The organism is Pinisolibacter sp. DMC19, assembly GCF_056313985.1.
The window spans coordinates 76,909-90,668 of record NZ_JBQUZF010000007.1; the positions used below are offsets into that span (position 1 = coordinate 76,909).

A 13,760-nucleotide genomic window follows, 5' to 3' on the forward strand; every position below is an offset into this window, starting at 1 on the left:
CGTGTCCGAAGCCCTGAAAGCCTATGCCGCCGTCGCGGACCTGTTTTCGACCGTCCCGAACTTCGCGGAAATGCCGCGGCGTTCGCTGGCGGACAAGGGAATCGCCGGCCCGACCGCCGCCCATGTCGTGGAGGAGGTCCACACCCCCTTCAATCTCGCCTATCTCACGTTCACGACGGGATCTTCCGCGTTCCAGAACATCGTCGGCGTCACGCATGCCGAGATCGAGGCGCGCTGCGAGGCGACCCGTCGGGTGATGGAGGCGATCGGTGCGAAGCCGGGCGACCGGATGCTCGTCACCTATCCGCCGCTGATCAACGTCTTTTCCCGTGAGGCGTTGGATCGCTACGGCATCGAGTGGTTTTTCCTGGAGCGCTCGAGCCGCGGGGCCTTCATCACCGCCTTCTGCGAGGAGAAGCCGGCCGTCGTGCTGGGCGAATCCTCGTTCGTGCGCGCCTGCATCGCGGAGGCCGAGACCCTCGGCCTGCGCGACGACTTCCCCGACGCCTGCCGCATCGTCGTGGCGGGCACGCCGTTGGACCTCGAACTCCTGACCCGGGTCGAGACCTACGGCTGGCCCGTCCACGACCTCTACGGCTGTCAGGAATTCGGCTGGCTCACCCTCGACGGCCATCCCCTGCGCGACGACGTCGGCCTCGTGCCGTCGCCGGTCGGCGAGGGATGGTCGGAGTTGGTGGTCGGCGGCCTGCCGACCGGCGACAGTTTCCCGATCTCGGAGACCGGTCACGTCTGCTCGCCCGAGGGCCGGGTCGTCACCTATCGGCGCCGGCGCACCCATCCCGAATACGAAGTGATCGTCGTGGCGACCACGGCCGCCAGCCGCGAGACGATCGACCGGGCCGCCCGCACCATCCTGCGCATCAAGAGCCGGGTGGTGAAGGTCTCGCCCGATCTCACGACCTCCGCGCCCGAGACGGTGCTGCACCTGGTGCCGAGCATCGGCACGGCGGCGGAGCCGATCGAGATCCGCGGCCCCGTCGCCACCCGCGCCTTCGAAGACCTCGTCCGTGCCCAGGCCGAGGTCCAGTCGATCGCCAAGACCGATCCGGCATGGACGAAGACACGATGAACACGGTCCTGCTCCCCGTCCGTGACGGCGCGGTCGATCCGTGCACCGTCGCCCCGATCGGCCTCGACAGCCCGCTGCGTGCCCGCCACGTGATGGTGGAGATCGCATCGACCCATCGCGCCCTGGTCGCCGAGGCGCTCGGCGCCGGCGTCCTGCCGATGCACGACCGCACCGAGGTCGTGGCGGAAGCCCGCGCGTTCTTCCAGGCGCATGCGATCCCCGGGATCGTCTGCGCGCCGAAGACGGCGCTGCCGGAAGGCTGGCTGCAGCTCGGCGTCTCCTTCCCCTTCCGTGACGGCGGCGTCCGCGTGCGCAGCGCCGTCGCGGTGCCGGCCTCGGGCGTCGGCCGCGCCTTCACGCCGTGGCAGATCGCCGAGGCGGTGCGGCCCGGCGCCTTTGCCGAGGCGGCGATGCTCGCCGATCTCGTGGCGACCGGCCGGTCGGTCGGCGTCGCCGTCGGCTTCTTCGGTTCGGCGGCGCTGACCGCGCTGACCGGCCTTCCCTACATGGAGGCGCAGTCAGACGTCGACGTCGTGGCGGCGGCGCGCTCCGGTGCGGACCTCGGACGGTTCGCGGCCGCCATGGCGGACTTCGCCCGCACCCGCGGGCGCCGCATCGACGTCGAGGTCGCCACGCCGGCGGCCCTCGGGGTCAAGCTCGAAGAACTTCTGTCGAACGTCACCGCGGTCGTCGGCCGCGGCATCGACGGCGTTCGGCTCGTCGAACGACGCCGGATCCTGAGGGAGATCGACACGCTCCCTCCGGCCGTTCCGGTGCCGTGAACTCGGGGCGCGCAAGGCCCCACCCTGCAAGGAGAAGTCAAATGGAACTCAAGTCCAAGATGCCGTCGAAGGTCGAGGCCATCAACGTCGCCGTCGGCGACACCGTCGCCAAGGGCACGGCCGTGGCCGTCCTCGAGGCGATGAAGATGAAGAACCCGCTGGTGTGCCCGGTCGACGGCACGGTCAAGTCGATCGCCGTCGCGGTCGGCGACCGCGTCAAGCCCGGCGCGCTCATCATGGTCGTCGAGTGAAATCGAACGATGCCGTCCGGGGGTGTCGTCGATGCCCTCGGACGCTTCAGGCAACCGGTCGCGAGACCCGAGGCAGATCCGTCGGAAGACCGAGGTTCGGCATGACCGATCCCGAGACTTCCTCCGGCCATGCGGGGTGAAGGGCGATCGCTCTGTCAGGGGGAAATACAATGGTCATCTACGGTGTAATGGTCCTCGGCCTCTGCATGTTCATCGGAACATCCATCGGACTGGGGCTCGGCAAGCTTCTCGGAATCACGGGTGACATCGGCGGCGTCGGCTTCGCCATGCTGCTCCTCGTCTTCGTGACGCCCTGGCTGAAGAAGAAGGGCTGGCTCCCGCGCGCGTCGGAAGACGGCATCATGTTCTGGAACGCGATGTACATCCCGGTCGTCATCGCCATGGCCGCGACCCAGAACGTCGCTGCGGCGCTGTCGGGCGGCTGGATCGCCTTCATCGCCGGCATCCTCTCCGTCGTCGTCTGCTTCGTCCTGATCCGTCCGCTCGCCGCCATGGCGGGCGCCGCGACCTCGACGTTCGGCGACGAGACCGAAGAAGCCAAGGCTTGAGGTGAGCGCCATGCAGAACATGTTTCTCAACACTCTGATCGGCGATCGTCCGCTGGTCTTCGCCTTCGTGGTGGTCGGCGTCCTCACCTGGGTCTGCTACGCCTTCTCGAAGAACATCACCAAGGGCCGCATCCACGGCTCGGCGGTGGCGATCATCATCGGTCTGATCCTCGCCTACGTCGGCGGCATCACCACCGGTGGCAAGAAGGGCATCGCCGACATCCCGATGTTCGCCGGCTTCGCCCTGATGGGCGGCGCCATGCTGCGCGACTTCTGCATCGTGTCGACCGCCTACGGCGTGAAGCTCGAAGAGCTGAAGAAGGCCGGTGTCGCCGGCGTTCTCGCCCTGGTGATCGGCACCGCGCTCGCCTTCGTGGTCGGCGTCGCCGTCGCCTATGCCTTCGGCTATCGCGACACCGCTTCGCTCACCACCATCGGCGCCGGCGCCGTCACCTTCATCGTCGGCCCGGTCACCGGTTCGGCGGTCGGTGCCTCGTCGACCGTGATCGCGCTCTCCGTCGCCGCCGGCGTCGTGAAGTCGATCGCCGTGATGATCATGACGCCCTTCCTCGCCAAGCCGTTCGGTCTCACCAACCCGGCCGCCGCGATGGTCTACGGCGGCCTGATGGGCACCACCTCCGGCACCGCCGCCGGCCTGGCGGCGACCGATCCGCGCCTCGTTCCCTACGGCGCGCTGACGGCGACCTTCTACACCGGCTTCGGTTGCCTGGTCTGCCCGTCGGTCTGCTACCTCATCATGAAGATGATCTTCGGCTGAGGCCCCGATCGAGACGAAGGGGCGACCGTCGGCCGCCCCTTCCTTCCTGAACGCCGGTCGGCGACCGCCGCGAGTTCGCACTCGGATCGCGATCGACCGAACCGTCCCGGAGACGTGCCATGATCACTCTGTCCAAACTCGCGCAGGGGCTGCGCCGGCTGCTCGGCATCGGCCACGATGCCCGCCGCACGGCCTATGCCGGCGGCCAATCGGTACTGCTGAGCGGCGGCTCGATCCGTCACGTCGCCTTCCACCGCGTCCGGCCGCTGCCCGATCGCCCCTTCGACGGGGTGACGATCGAGAGCGCGTTGCCCCAGCCGATCGAGAACGTCGGCCAGCGGATCGTCTTTTCCCATCTCTGCCTCGACCGTGGCGGACGGCGGGTGCTCGAGGACGTCGACTGCGTCCTCTCCGAGCACCGCATCGGTATCCTCGGCCTCAACGGCTCGGGCAAGTCGAGCCTGCTCAAGCTGGTCGTGGGCCTGCTCGCGCCGACCGAGGGCTGCGTCGCGCTCGACGGGCTCGATCCCGTCCGGGCGACGGCGCAGGTGCGCTCGCGCACCGGCTATCTCTTCCAGAGCGTCGACAACCAGATCGTCTATCCGATCGTCCACGAGGACCTCGCCTTCGGCCTGACCGGCCTCGAGGGCGACGTCGAAGCGGTGGTGCGCGGCGCGTTGCAGCGGCTCCAGATCGAGGATCTGGCCGAGCGCCGCATCCACGAACTGTCCGGCGGCGAGCGGCAGCTGGTGGCGCTGGCCGGCGTGCTGGCGCGCGATCCGCTGACCGTGCTCTTCGACGAGCCGACGTCGAGCCTCGACCTCGCCAACCGCAATCGCTTCTGCCGGGTGCTCGCCGAGCTGCCGCAGCAGGCGATCGTCGTCACCCACGATCTCGATCTGGTCGAGACCTTCGATCGCGCCCTCGTCGTCTCCGACGGCCGCGTCGTCTTCGACGGTCGGCCCGCCGAGGCGGTGCGCTTCTATCGCGGGAGGCACCAATGAGGTCGGGCGGATCGCGGGCGACCCGCGTGAGGGTCGCAGGCGCGCTGGCGGGGCTGATGGCCTTCGGCGTCGCCCTCGCCTGGATCGCCGATCCGGTGGTGCTCGCCGTCACGGCCTCGGTGGCCTTCGCCGGCCTCGCCGTCGCCCATCGCTCGGCCGTCCAGGCGTTCCGCGCCAGCCGCGGCGCGCTGCTGATGGTCGCCGCCATGGCCGCCTTCGGTGCCGTCGACGGCGACTGGCTCGGCGGTCTCGCCGTCTTCCTGCGTTTCGCCACGCTGGTCTCGGCGGCGCAGATCATCACCCGACTGTGGAGCTGGAACGAGATCTGCGGCGCCTTCGAACTCATCCTGATGCCGCTCGAGAAGCTGCGTCTGGTCGATGCAGGGCGCTGCGCCTTCACGCTGATGCTCGCCGTCCGCTTCGTGCCGCTGATGTGCGAGGAGATGGACGAGATCCGCGAGGCGCAGGCGCTGCGCGGGCTCGATCGTTCGGTGCTGGCGCTCGCCATCCCGCTCGGCCTGCGCATCCTGCTGCGCGCCGAGGAGATCGCCGAGGCGGTCGAACTGCGCGGCCTCGAACATGCCCCACCCCTTCGTCGCGGTCCCACGGCCGGCGGCTTCCTGCCGACGCCCCAATCGAGGACATGACCATGCGATCGTCGTCATCCGCACTCGGGATCCGCGACCTGACCTTCGTCGCGCTCGGCGCCGGCTTCGTCGTGGCGCTCGGCGCCGCGCCCGCCATCCCCGTCGGCCTCCTGCCGGTTCCGATCACGCTCCAGTCGATGGGGGTGATGCTGGCCGGCCTGATGCTCGGTCCACGCAAGGGCGCCTTGGCGCTCGCCGTCGTGCTCGGACTGGTGGCCATGGGGCTTCCCGTGCTCGCCGGCGGTCGCGGCGGTCTCGCCGTGCTGGTCGGGCCGACCGCCGGCTATCTGATCGGCTGGCTCGGTGCGGCGCCGACGATCGGTCTTCTGGCCCGCAGGGCACGACCTCTGACGAGCCCCGTCTCGCGGGGAGCGGCCTATTTCGGCGCCTGCCTCGTCGGCGGTGTCCTCGTCGTCCACCTCTGCGGCGTCGCCTGGCTCGCCTTCGCCGCAGGGCTGGGGCTCGCCAAGGCAACCATCGGTACGCTGATCTTCGTTCCGGGTGACGTGCTGAAGGCGGCGCTCGCCGCACTCGTCTGCCTCCGGATCGAGACCTTCATCACGCTCGACCGGACCTGATCCTCGAGCGAACTCGGATGGCGCGCGACGATGACGGCGATCTTCTGCATTTCGCTTGCGATGGTCTTCGTTGCAGCCGTCATTCGCGTGCTTCTGCATTTCGTCGACAACGTCAGTGAGAAGAAAAACCACGCGGAGACTCAGGCAAGGCTCGAGAGGGTCGTAAACATACTTACGGCCGCAATGGTTAGCCTCTGTATTATCTGGTATATCAGTTCTTTCTATCAATAGTTGCTCAAAATTTTGAGGTTGTTGTCGTAATTCTCGCCGTTCCGGCGGGGAAAATGGGAGGAAGAGCATGATCGTGTACGGGGTTGCGATCCTCGCCGGGTGTCACCTGGTGGGCGTCGCATTCGGCGAGTGGCTGGGAGCGCTGCTCGGCGTGAAGTCGAACGTGGGAGGCGTCGGCTTTGCGATGTTGCTTCTGATCTTCGCGACGGACTGGATGCGCAGGACCGGGCGTCTGCCCAAGCTCACCGAGGGGGGCGTTCTCTTCTGGAGCGGCATGTACATTCCGATCGTCGTGGCGATGGCGACGCTGCAGAACGTCGTCGCGGCGGTATCCGGCGGTTCGATCGCTGTGATCGCGGGGGTGGGAACCGTCGCGCTCTGCTGGTCGCTGGTGCCGATCCTGGCCCGGATCGGCGGACGTGAACCGCCGCTGCCCGGCCTCGAGCGCAAGGGGGCCGGTCGATGAGGATCATCGCTGACACCATTGCGGCGAACGGGCTGGTCTTCGCCTTCGCTGTGGTCGGACTGGTGGTGTGGGTCTCCTACGTCGCCTCCAGCCACCTCAGCCGCGGGCGGCTGCACGGCTCTGCGGTCGCCATCCTCGTCGGCCTCGTGCTGGCGTGGGTGGGCGGTCGGGTCACCGGCGGAACCAAGGGGCTCGCCGACATCCCGCTCTTCGCCGGCATGGCGATCCTCGGCGGGTCGATGCTGCGCGACTTCGCGATCGTCTCGACCGCCTTCGGCGTCGACGTCCGCGAGATCCGGCGGGCGGGCGTGACGGGCGTGCTGTCGCTGTTCCTGGGCGTCTTCCTGTCCTTCGCCTTCGGCGCGTTGGTCGCGCTGGCCTTCGGCTACACCGACGCCGTCAGTCTGGCGACGATCGGTGGCGGCGCGGCGACCTACATCGTCGGTCCGGTCACCGGCACGGCCCTCGGCGCCTCCTCGGAAGTGGTGGCGCTCTCGGTCGCGGCGGGGCTGATCAAGGCTGTGCTGGTGATGGTCGGCACGCCGCTGATCGCACCGCTGATCGGCCTCGACAACCCGAAGGCGGCAATGGCCTACGGCGGGTTGATGGGCACCACCAGCGGCGTCGCCGGCGGGCTCGCCGCCACCGACGAACGGTTGGTGCCCTACGGGGCGATGACCGCCACCTTCTACACCGGGCTCGGTTGTCTGGTCGGGCCGTCGGTGGTCTATCTCTTCATCCGCGCGATCACGGGCGGATGAGAGGGACAGGGGGGCCGGCTGACGCTGAGACATGACGATGCCTCAGCGTAAGTCGGTTGTAGAAAATAGAAGAACGCGCGGCGCGGGTGTTCCCGCGCCGCGAGTCGTCGGGGGATCACCCTCGCTTGGCCGATCCGGCGCTCGCTCGATCCCGCATGTCCACGGGCTCGGGCGCCGTCGTCGGATCATCGATCGGTCATCCATCGTCGCGAGATGGATGCGGGAACGGGAACGAGATCGATCATGCTGCTCAAACTCTCCATCGGAACGCGTCTCAGCCTCATGGTCGCCCTGACCATCCTCGGCATCTTCGCGGCGGCGGTCATCGGGTTGTGGACGCTTCGTTCGGAACTCTATGCCGGCCGGCAGCAGGAGCTGCGCAACGTCATGGATGCGGCGATCTCGGTCGCGCGCGCCGACATGAAGGCGGCCGGCGGGGCGGAGAGCGAGGCGGGGCGCAAGGCCTTCGTCGCGGCGCTCGGCGCGGTGCGCTTCGGTCCCGCGGGCGATGCCAACTACATCCTCGCCTACGACTATGCCGGCACGACGCTGGTCCATGCCAACCCGAAGAACATCGGCGTCAACCGGATCGCGGTGAAGGATCCCGACGGCGTCGAGTTCGTCCGCCTCTTCGTGTCGATCGCGCGGTCGCCGGCCGGTACCGGCATCGCCCGCTATTCGGCCGAGAAGGGCGCCGGCGGCGCCGTGCTGCCGAAGGTGACGGTGATCCAGAACCTGCCGGAGATCGGCGGCTTCGCCGGCCTCGGCGCCTATGTCGAGGACATCGACGAGATCTTCATGGCGCGTTGTTGGCAGGTGCTCGGCCTCGCCCTGGTGCTGTCGCTGGCGGTGGCGGCGCTGGCCTTCGCCATCCGCCGCTCGATCGTCCGCCCGGTCGCCGAGATCACCGTCAAGATGGGGCGCCTGTCTGAGGGCGACACCGCCATCACCATCGACGGCACCGAGATGCGGACCGAGGTCGGCGCTCTGGCCCGCGCGCTCGCGGTCTTCCGCGACAACGCCATCGAGCGCGCCGCCGCCCACGAACGCGAGCGTCGCGAGGAGGCGGCGAAGGCGGAGCGGGCAGAGCGCATCACCGAACTCACCCGTGCCTTCGACGGCCATGTCGGGCGGACGCTGACGACGCTCGACGGCGCGATCGGCGCGCTCGAGGGCTCGTCGCAGGCGCTCGCCGCCTCGGCCGAGACGACCACCATGCGCTCGGCGACCGCCGCTGCCGCCGCCGAACAGGCCGCTGCCAACGTCCAGACCGCCGCCGCCGCCACCGAGGAGCTCTTCGCCTCGGTCTCGGCGATCCGCGAGCGGGTGACCGAGTTCTCGCGTCTCTCCGATGCGGCGAACGATCAGGCGCGCTCGGCGGGCGAGCAGATCGGCGGCCTCGAGATGGCGACCGACCGCATCGGCGAGGTGCTGAAGCTGATCGCCGACATCGCGGAGCAGACCAATCTCCTCGCCCTCAACGCCACGATCGAGGCGGCGCGCGCCGGTGACGCCGGCAAGGGCTTCGCCGTCGTGGCGGCCGAGGTGAAGGGGCTCGCCAGCCAGACCGCGCGGGCGACCGAGGAGATCGCCGCCCAGATCGACGGTGTCCAGAGCGAGGCACGCCGCACCGTCGAGGTGATCCGCACCATCTCGGAGACGGTCGGCCGGGTCGGCTCGATCGCCTCGGAGATCGCCTCCGACGTCGAGCAGCAGAACGACGCCACCGCCGAGATCGCCCGCAACGCCCAGGAGGCGGCGACCGGCACTTCGGAGGTCTCGCACTCGATCGACGGTGTCCGCGAGGCCGCGGCGCAGACCCGCGACACGTCGAAGAGCCTCGCCGATGCGGCCGAGGCCCTGCGCGGCGAGACCGACTCGCTCAGGAACGTCGTCGAACAGTTCCTCGAGGACGTGCGTTCCAACGGCTGAACCGTGACCGGCGCGCCTCGCGCCGCAGGTCGTGGCGCTGGGTCGCCGGCTCGACGCCGTCAGAGCGGCGCCAGGGCCGCCAGTTCGGCGTCGTCGAACAGGCTCGAGCGGGTGAGGAAGCGGCGGCCGGTGCCGTTGTCGAGGCTGAACATGCCGCCCATGCCGGGCACCACGTCGATGATCAGCCGGGTGTGGCGCCAGTAGTCGAACTGCGAGCGCGACATGTAGAACGGCGTCTCGCCGAGAGAGCCGATCAGCACGTCGCCGTCGCCGACGAGATAGTCGCCGCGCGGCCAGCACATCGGCGTCGAACCGTCGCAGCAGCCGCCGGACTGGTGGAACAGCACCGGTCCGTGATGTTCGATCAGGGCGTCGAGAAAGGCGAGGGCGAGCGGCGTCGCGGTCACCCGCAGGGGGGCGCCGTTCGGTCCCGTCGTCGCCGCGCCGTAGGATTCTCCGGGCATCGCGCGCTCCTTGTCGCCGGACGAAGGAACCGCGCCCGCGAGGAACGGGCGCGGCCTTTCGGCGAACCGACGGGGGAAGAGACGAGGGAGAGACCGTCGGCTCGCGGGGGAGGGGGCGACGCGCCTCGCGGGCGCGCCGCTCGTCGATCGATCGGAAGAAGCCGCGCTTCTTCGCGTCGTCGATCAGAAGAAGCCGAGCTTCTTCGGGTTGTAGGAGACCAGCAGGTTCTTGGTCTGCTGATAGTGGTCGAGCATCATCGAGTGGGTCTCGCGACCGATGCCGGACTGCTTGTAGCCGCCGAAGGCCGCATGGGCCGGGTAGGCGTGGTAGCAGTTGGTCCACACGCGGCCGGCCTGGATGTTGCGGCCGAAGCGATAGAGCCGGTTGGCGTCGCGGCTCCACACGCCCGAGCCGAGGCCGTAGAGCGTGTCGTTGGCGATGTGCAGCGCCTCGTCCTCGTCCTTGAAGGTGGTCACGGACACGACCGGTCCGAAGATCTCCTCCTGGAAGATGCGCATCTTGTTGTTGCCCTTGAAGACGGTCGGCTTGACGTAGAAGCCGCCCTCGAGATCGCCGCCGAGATGGTTGCGCTCGCCGCCGATGAGGCATTCGGCGCCTTCCTGACGGCCGATGTCGAGATAGGAGAGGATCTTCTCCATCTGCTCCGACGAGGCCTGCGCGCCGATCATGGTCTGCGGATCGAGCGGGCTGCCCTGGACGATCGCCGCCACGCGCTTCAGCGCGCGTTCCATGAACTTGTCGTAGATGCTCTCCTGGATCAGCGCGCGCGAGGGGCAGGTGCAGACCTCGCCCTGGTTCAGCGCGAACATGACGAAGCCCTCGATCGCCTTGTCGAAGAAGTCGTCGTCCTCGGCGCAGACGTCGGAGAAGAAGATGTTCGGCGACTTGCCGCCGAGCTCCAGCGTCACCGGGATCAGGTTCTGCGAGGCGTACTGCATGATGAGACGGCCGGTCGAGGTCTCGCCGGTGAAGGCGATCTTGGCGATGCGGTTCGAGGACGCCAGCGGCTTGCCGGCCTCGAGGCCGAAGCCGTTGACGATGTTGAGCACGCCCGGGGGCAGCAGGTCGGCGATCATCTCGATCAGCACGAGGATCGAGGCCGGGGTCTGCTCGGCCGGCTTCAGCACGACGCAGTTGCCGGCGGCGAGCGCCGGGGCGAGCTTCCACACCGCCATCAGGATCGGGAAGTTCCACGGAATGATCTGACCGACCACGCCGAGCGGCTCGTGGAAGTGATAGGCGATGGTGTCGTGATCGATCTCGGAGAGCGTGCCCTCCTGAGCGCGGACGCAGCCGGCGAAGTAGCGGAAGTGATCGATCGCCAGCGGCAGGTCGGCGGCGGTCGTCTCACGGATCGGCTTGCCGTTGTCCCAGGTCTCGGCCAGCGCCAGGGTCGCGAGGTTCTCCTCCATGCGATCGGCGATGCGGTTCAGGATGTAGGCGCGCTGGGCGACGTTGGTCTTGCCCCAGCCGTCCTTGGCGGCGTGCGCGGCGTCGAGCGCGAGCTCGATGTCGGCGGCCTGCGAACGGGCGACTTCGCAGATCTTCCGGCCGTTGATCGGCGAGATGTTGTCGAAGTAGCGGCCGTCGACAGGGGCCACCCACTTGCCGCCGATGAAGTTCTCGTAGCGGGCGCGGAACGGGGTGACGGGCGTGGAGACGGTGGTTGCGGGTTGGTTCATCTCGTTTTCCTCCCAGTGTTCTGGTGCGGAAACGACTGCCAGTCCCGTGCCAACCGCCGGCGCGTCTCGTTCTTTCGACAGTGTGCACTGCGGTAAGCGACTGACTCGCAACAAGCGCGTCGAATCGGTTCGCACGGGATTCGTCATGTCGATCTGGACGCAACGTCCGAGGCGCATTACCTCCGTCGCAAGATGCGACGAAACCGTCGCGGGGAAGCGTCGCAGGACGCGACCGTCGCGATCCGCCGGCAACAGGCGGACGCCGAACAGGGAGAGCGACGCGGACGGCCCTTCGGGGCGCGGACGCGGTCGCCGGGAGGAAACGATGTCCAGTCTGCCGCCGCTGCGCCGCGAGGGCCCCTCGACCATTCTGCCGACCCGTTCTGCGACGCGCTCGATGACGGCGATCCGTCGCCGCTTCGCGCTCGAGGGCGAGATCGCCGACGATCTGGTGCCGGCGCCGATCCGCCGCTCGTGGCAGCGCTGCGCCGCGCTCGGCCTGCGCATGGACATGCGCCCGACGATCGAGCCGCTCGGCCGCGCCGACTTCGGCGAACGTCGCGGCCGCAGCGAGCGGCTGCGGGTGGCGGCGCTCACCGCGATGCAGCGTCTGCACGAAGTGGCGGGCGGCGACGGCGTCGTCATTCTCGCCGACGGCGACGGCGTGGTGATCGAACGCCACGGCGACGGCGGCTTCGCCGACCGGGCCGAGCGGGTGGCGCTCACCCCCGGCGTCGTCTGGTCGGAAGGGTCGACCGGCACCAACGCCATCGGCACGGCGCTGGCAGAGCGGCGCGACGTCACCGTCTTCGGCGCCGAGCACTTCTTCGAGAGCCACCGCGTGCTGACCTGCACCGCCGCGCCGATCTTCGGCCCCGATGGCGAGACGCTGGGCGTGCTCGATCTCTCCGGTCGTGCCGAGGGACGGGCCTCGAGCGCCACCGTCGACGTCCGCGCCGCGGTCGCGGCGATCGAGCGGACGCTGTTCCTCGAGGCGACGGCGGGCAGCCGCGTCCTCGGCATCCGCCGCGACGGCGGGCGGATGGAAGGCGAGGGGCTCCTCGCCTTCCGCGACGATCGGCTGGTGGCGGTCGACCGGGTCGCGCTGGCGCTGCTGGAACGCGACCGCGAGGCGCTGACGGGGCGGCGTTGGGGCGACCTCTTCGAGGGGCGCTGCCCGAACCCGGACACGGTCGATCGTCTCGTCACCCGTGACGGCCGGGCCTGCCTCGGCCGGCTGCACGCCAGCGGTCCGACGTCCTCGGTCGGCTGGCGTGCCGGACGGGTGGAGGTCGCCGCCGTGCCCGCCGTCGTTCCGCCCCCGGCGCCGCCGCGCCCGGCCGCGCCCGCCATCGTCTCCGACGCGGCGCGCGACCGGGCGCTGGCCCGGGCGACGCGGCTGATCGATGCCGACGTCCCCGTCCTCGTCCAGGGCGAGACGGGCACCGGCAAGGAGGTCTTCGCCCGCGCGCTGCACGACGGTTCGCGGCGGGCGGGGCGCCCCTTCGTCGCGGTCAACTGCGCGGCGCTGCCGGAAGGGCTGATCGAGGCGGAACTCTTCGGCTACGAGGAGGGCGCCTTCACGGGCGCGCGGCGCAAGGGGGCCAAGGGCCTGATGCGCGAGGCCGACGGCGGCACGCTGTTTCTCGACGAGATCGGCGACATGGCGCTGCCGCTGCAGGCCCGTCTCCTGCGCGCGCTGCAGGAGCGCGAGGTGACGCCGCTCGGCGGCACGCGGCCGGTCGCGGTCGACTTCGCGCTGATCTGCGCCACCCACAAGGGCCTGCCCGAGGCGGTGGAGGCGCGGGCCTTCCGCCAGGACCTCTATTTCCGCATCGCCCAGTACACGGTCGAGCTGCCGCCCCTGCGCGGTCGGCCCGATCTGGCGCAGGCCATCGATCGGCTGTGGGCCGAACAGGCCCTTGCGACCGGGGGGGCGACGGAAGGCGCGACGCTCTCGCCCGAACTCCGCGCTCATCTCGCCGCCCACGACTGGCCGGGCAACTTCCGGCAGCTGACGACGGTGCTGCGGACGCTGGCGATCCTCGCCGATCCCGGCGAGGTATTGACCGTCGACGCCCTGCCGGCCGACCTCAGGGCCGGACCGCGGAGCGTCGCCGCTCCGGCGACGCCCGCTGGCGGCGACCCGATCCGGGTGCCGGCCGGGGCGGCTGCGGCCGAGCGGACCGACGAACGGCTCGACGCCGTCACCCTCGCCGCGATGCGCGCCGTGCTGGCGGACTGCGGCGGCAACGTCACCCGCGCCGCGGCGCGGCTCGGCGTCCATCGCTCCACCCTCTACCGCCGGCTCTTCGACGGTCGGTGACGGCACCGGACCGGGCCCGCCACGGGCTCGGCCTTCGCCGAAACACCGCGCATCGCCTCGGGTTTCTCCGGGAGACTGCGTATCTGTCGGCCAGCCGACAGCCGTTATGATAGATTCGACATAAGGAATCGTCGGCCGCAGGGAGGCGCGTCGACGAAAATGCCGGTCGCCGGATTC

14 protein-coding genes are annotated in these 13,760 nt (G+C 69.6%); 12 read left to right on the forward strand and 2 right to left on the reverse strand.

What is annotated here, in order from left to right; genetic code table 11:
- The first annotated feature begins 1 nt into the window (after window position 1).
- From ACT53U_RS16475 to ACT53U_RS16525, 11 genes are all read left to right on the forward strand, one after another.
- Entirely contained in the window at window positions 2-1,090 is a 1,089-nt protein-coding gene (locus tag ACT53U_RS16475; protein WP_476156889.1) for an AMP-binding protein, read from the forward strand.
- The gene (gene mdcG, locus ACT53U_RS16480) at window positions 1,087-1,872 is read left to right on the forward strand and encodes a malonate decarboxylase holo-[acyl-carrier-protein] synthase (RefSeq protein ID WP_476156890.1); all 786 of its coding nucleotides are present in this window, start codon (window positions 1,087-1,089) and stop codon (window positions 1,870-1,872) included. The genes ACT53U_RS16475 and mdcG overlap by 4 nt, the downstream gene beginning before the upstream one ends.
- A gap of 41 nt (window positions 1,873-1,913) precedes the next feature.
- A complete protein-coding gene (locus tag ACT53U_RS16485) occupies window positions 1,914-2,123 on the forward strand; it encodes a biotin/lipoyl-containing protein (protein WP_476156891.1) in 210 nt (69 codons plus the stop codon).
- 170 nt (window positions 2,124-2,293) lie between these two features.
- Entirely contained in the window at window positions 2,294-2,692 is a 399-nt protein-coding gene (madL, locus tag ACT53U_RS16490; protein ID WP_476156892.1) for a malonate transporter subunit MadL, read from the forward strand.
- Window positions 2,693-2,702: 10 nt separating this feature from the next.
- Window positions 2,703-3,470 (forward strand): malonate transporter subunit MadM, encoded by a 768-nt coding sequence (gene madM / locus ACT53U_RS16495; protein WP_476156893.1) that lies wholly within the window; start codon window positions 2,703-2,705, stop codon window positions 3,468-3,470.
- 119 nt (window positions 3,471-3,589) lie between these two features.
- Window positions 3,590-4,474 carry an energy-coupling factor ABC transporter ATP-binding protein gene (locus ACT53U_RS16500; protein ID WP_476156894.1) on the forward strand — a complete coding sequence of 295 codons (885 nt, stop codon included), beginning with the start codon at window positions 3,590-3,592 and terminating at the stop codon, window positions 4,472-4,474.
- On the forward strand, window positions 4,471-5,121 hold the full coding sequence (locus tag ACT53U_RS16505; protein WP_476156895.1) for an energy-coupling factor transporter transmembrane component T family protein: 651 nt from the start codon (window positions 4,471-4,473) through the stop codon (window positions 5,119-5,121). The genes ACT53U_RS16500 and ACT53U_RS16505 overlap by 4 nt, the downstream gene beginning before the upstream one ends.
- A 2-nt stretch (window positions 5,122-5,123) precedes the next feature.
- Complete coding sequence (locus ACT53U_RS16510) at window positions 5,124-5,699, forward strand: biotin transporter BioY (protein WP_476156896.1); 576 nt, start codon at window positions 5,124-5,126, stop codon at window positions 5,697-5,699.
- 298 nt (window positions 5,700-5,997) lie between these two features.
- Entirely contained in the window at window positions 5,998-6,396 is a 399-nt protein-coding gene (madL, locus tag ACT53U_RS16515; RefSeq protein WP_476156897.1) for a malonate transporter subunit MadL, read from the forward strand.
- A complete protein-coding gene (madM, locus tag ACT53U_RS16520; protein WP_476156898.1) occupies window positions 6,393-7,157 on the forward strand; it encodes a malonate transporter subunit MadM in 765 nt (254 codons plus the stop codon). The genes madL (ACT53U_RS16515) and madM (ACT53U_RS16520) overlap by 4 nt, the downstream gene beginning before the upstream one ends.
- Before the next feature lie 243 nt (window positions 7,158-7,400).
- Window positions 7,401-9,089 (forward strand): methyl-accepting chemotaxis protein, encoded by a 1,689-nt coding sequence (locus ACT53U_RS16525; protein WP_476156899.1) that lies wholly within the window; start codon window positions 7,401-7,403, stop codon window positions 9,087-9,089.
- A gap of 59 nt (window positions 9,090-9,148) precedes the next feature.
- On the opposite strand, the gene ACT53U_RS16530 is transcribed toward ACT53U_RS16525, so the two are convergent.
- Entirely contained in the window at window positions 9,149-9,553 is a 405-nt protein-coding gene (locus ACT53U_RS16530) for a DUF779 domain-containing protein (protein WP_476156900.1), read from the reverse strand.
- A gap of 183 nt (window positions 9,554-9,736) precedes the next feature.
- On the reverse strand, window positions 9,737-11,257 hold the full coding sequence (gene adh / locus ACT53U_RS16535) for an aldehyde dehydrogenase (protein ID WP_476156901.1): 1,521 nt from the start codon (window positions 11,255-11,257) through the stop codon (window positions 9,737-9,739).
- A gap of 325 nt (window positions 11,258-11,582) precedes the next feature.
- Between adh and ACT53U_RS16540 the strand changes: the two genes are divergently transcribed.
- Window positions 11,583-13,583 (forward strand): sigma-54-dependent Fis family transcriptional regulator, encoded by a 2,001-nt coding sequence (locus tag ACT53U_RS16540; protein WP_476156902.1) that lies wholly within the window; start codon window positions 11,583-11,585, stop codon window positions 13,581-13,583.
- The last annotated feature ends 177 nt before the right edge of the window (window positions 13,584-13,760 follow it).

Coding starts and splice junctions, on each gene's coding strand:
- madM (WP_476156893.1), top strand. CDS start 2,703: ATGCAGAACATGTTTCTCAACACTCTGATCGGCGATCGTCCGCTGGTC.
- ACT53U_RS16540 (WP_476156902.1), top strand. CDS start 11,583: ATGTCCAGTCTGCCGCCGCTGCGCCGCGAGGGCCCCTCGACCATTCTG.
- madM (WP_476156898.1), top strand. CDS start 6,393: ATGAGGATCATCGCTGACACCATTGCGGCGAACGGGCTGGTCTTCGCC.
- ACT53U_RS16510 (WP_476156896.1), top strand. CDS start 5,124: ATGCGATCGTCGTCATCCGCACTCGGGATCCGCGACCTGACCTTCGTC.
- madL (WP_476156892.1), top strand. CDS start 2,294: ATGGTCATCTACGGTGTAATGGTCCTCGGCCTCTGCATGTTCATCGGA.
- ACT53U_RS16530 (WP_476156900.1), bottom strand. CDS start 9,553: ATGCCCGGAGAATCCTACGGCGCGGCGACGACGGGACCGAACGGCGCC.
- ACT53U_RS16525 (WP_476156899.1), top strand. CDS start 7,401: ATGCTGCTCAAACTCTCCATCGGAACGCGTCTCAGCCTCATGGTCGCC.
- mdcG (WP_476156890.1), top strand. CDS start 1,087: ATGAACACGGTCCTGCTCCCCGTCCGTGACGGCGCGGTCGATCCGTGC.
- ACT53U_RS16505 (WP_476156895.1), top strand. CDS start 4,471: ATGAGGTCGGGCGGATCGCGGGCGACCCGCGTGAGGGTCGCAGGCGCG.
- madL (WP_476156897.1), top strand. CDS start 5,998: ATGATCGTGTACGGGGTTGCGATCCTCGCCGGGTGTCACCTGGTGGGC.
- ACT53U_RS16500 (WP_476156894.1), top strand. CDS start 3,590: ATGATCACTCTGTCCAAACTCGCGCAGGGGCTGCGCCGGCTGCTCGGC.
- ACT53U_RS16485 (WP_476156891.1), top strand. CDS start 1,914: ATGGAACTCAAGTCCAAGATGCCGTCGAAGGTCGAGGCCATCAACGTC.
- adh (WP_476156901.1), bottom strand. CDS start 11,257: ATGAACCAACCCGCAACCACCGTCTCCACGCCCGTCACCCCGTTCCGC.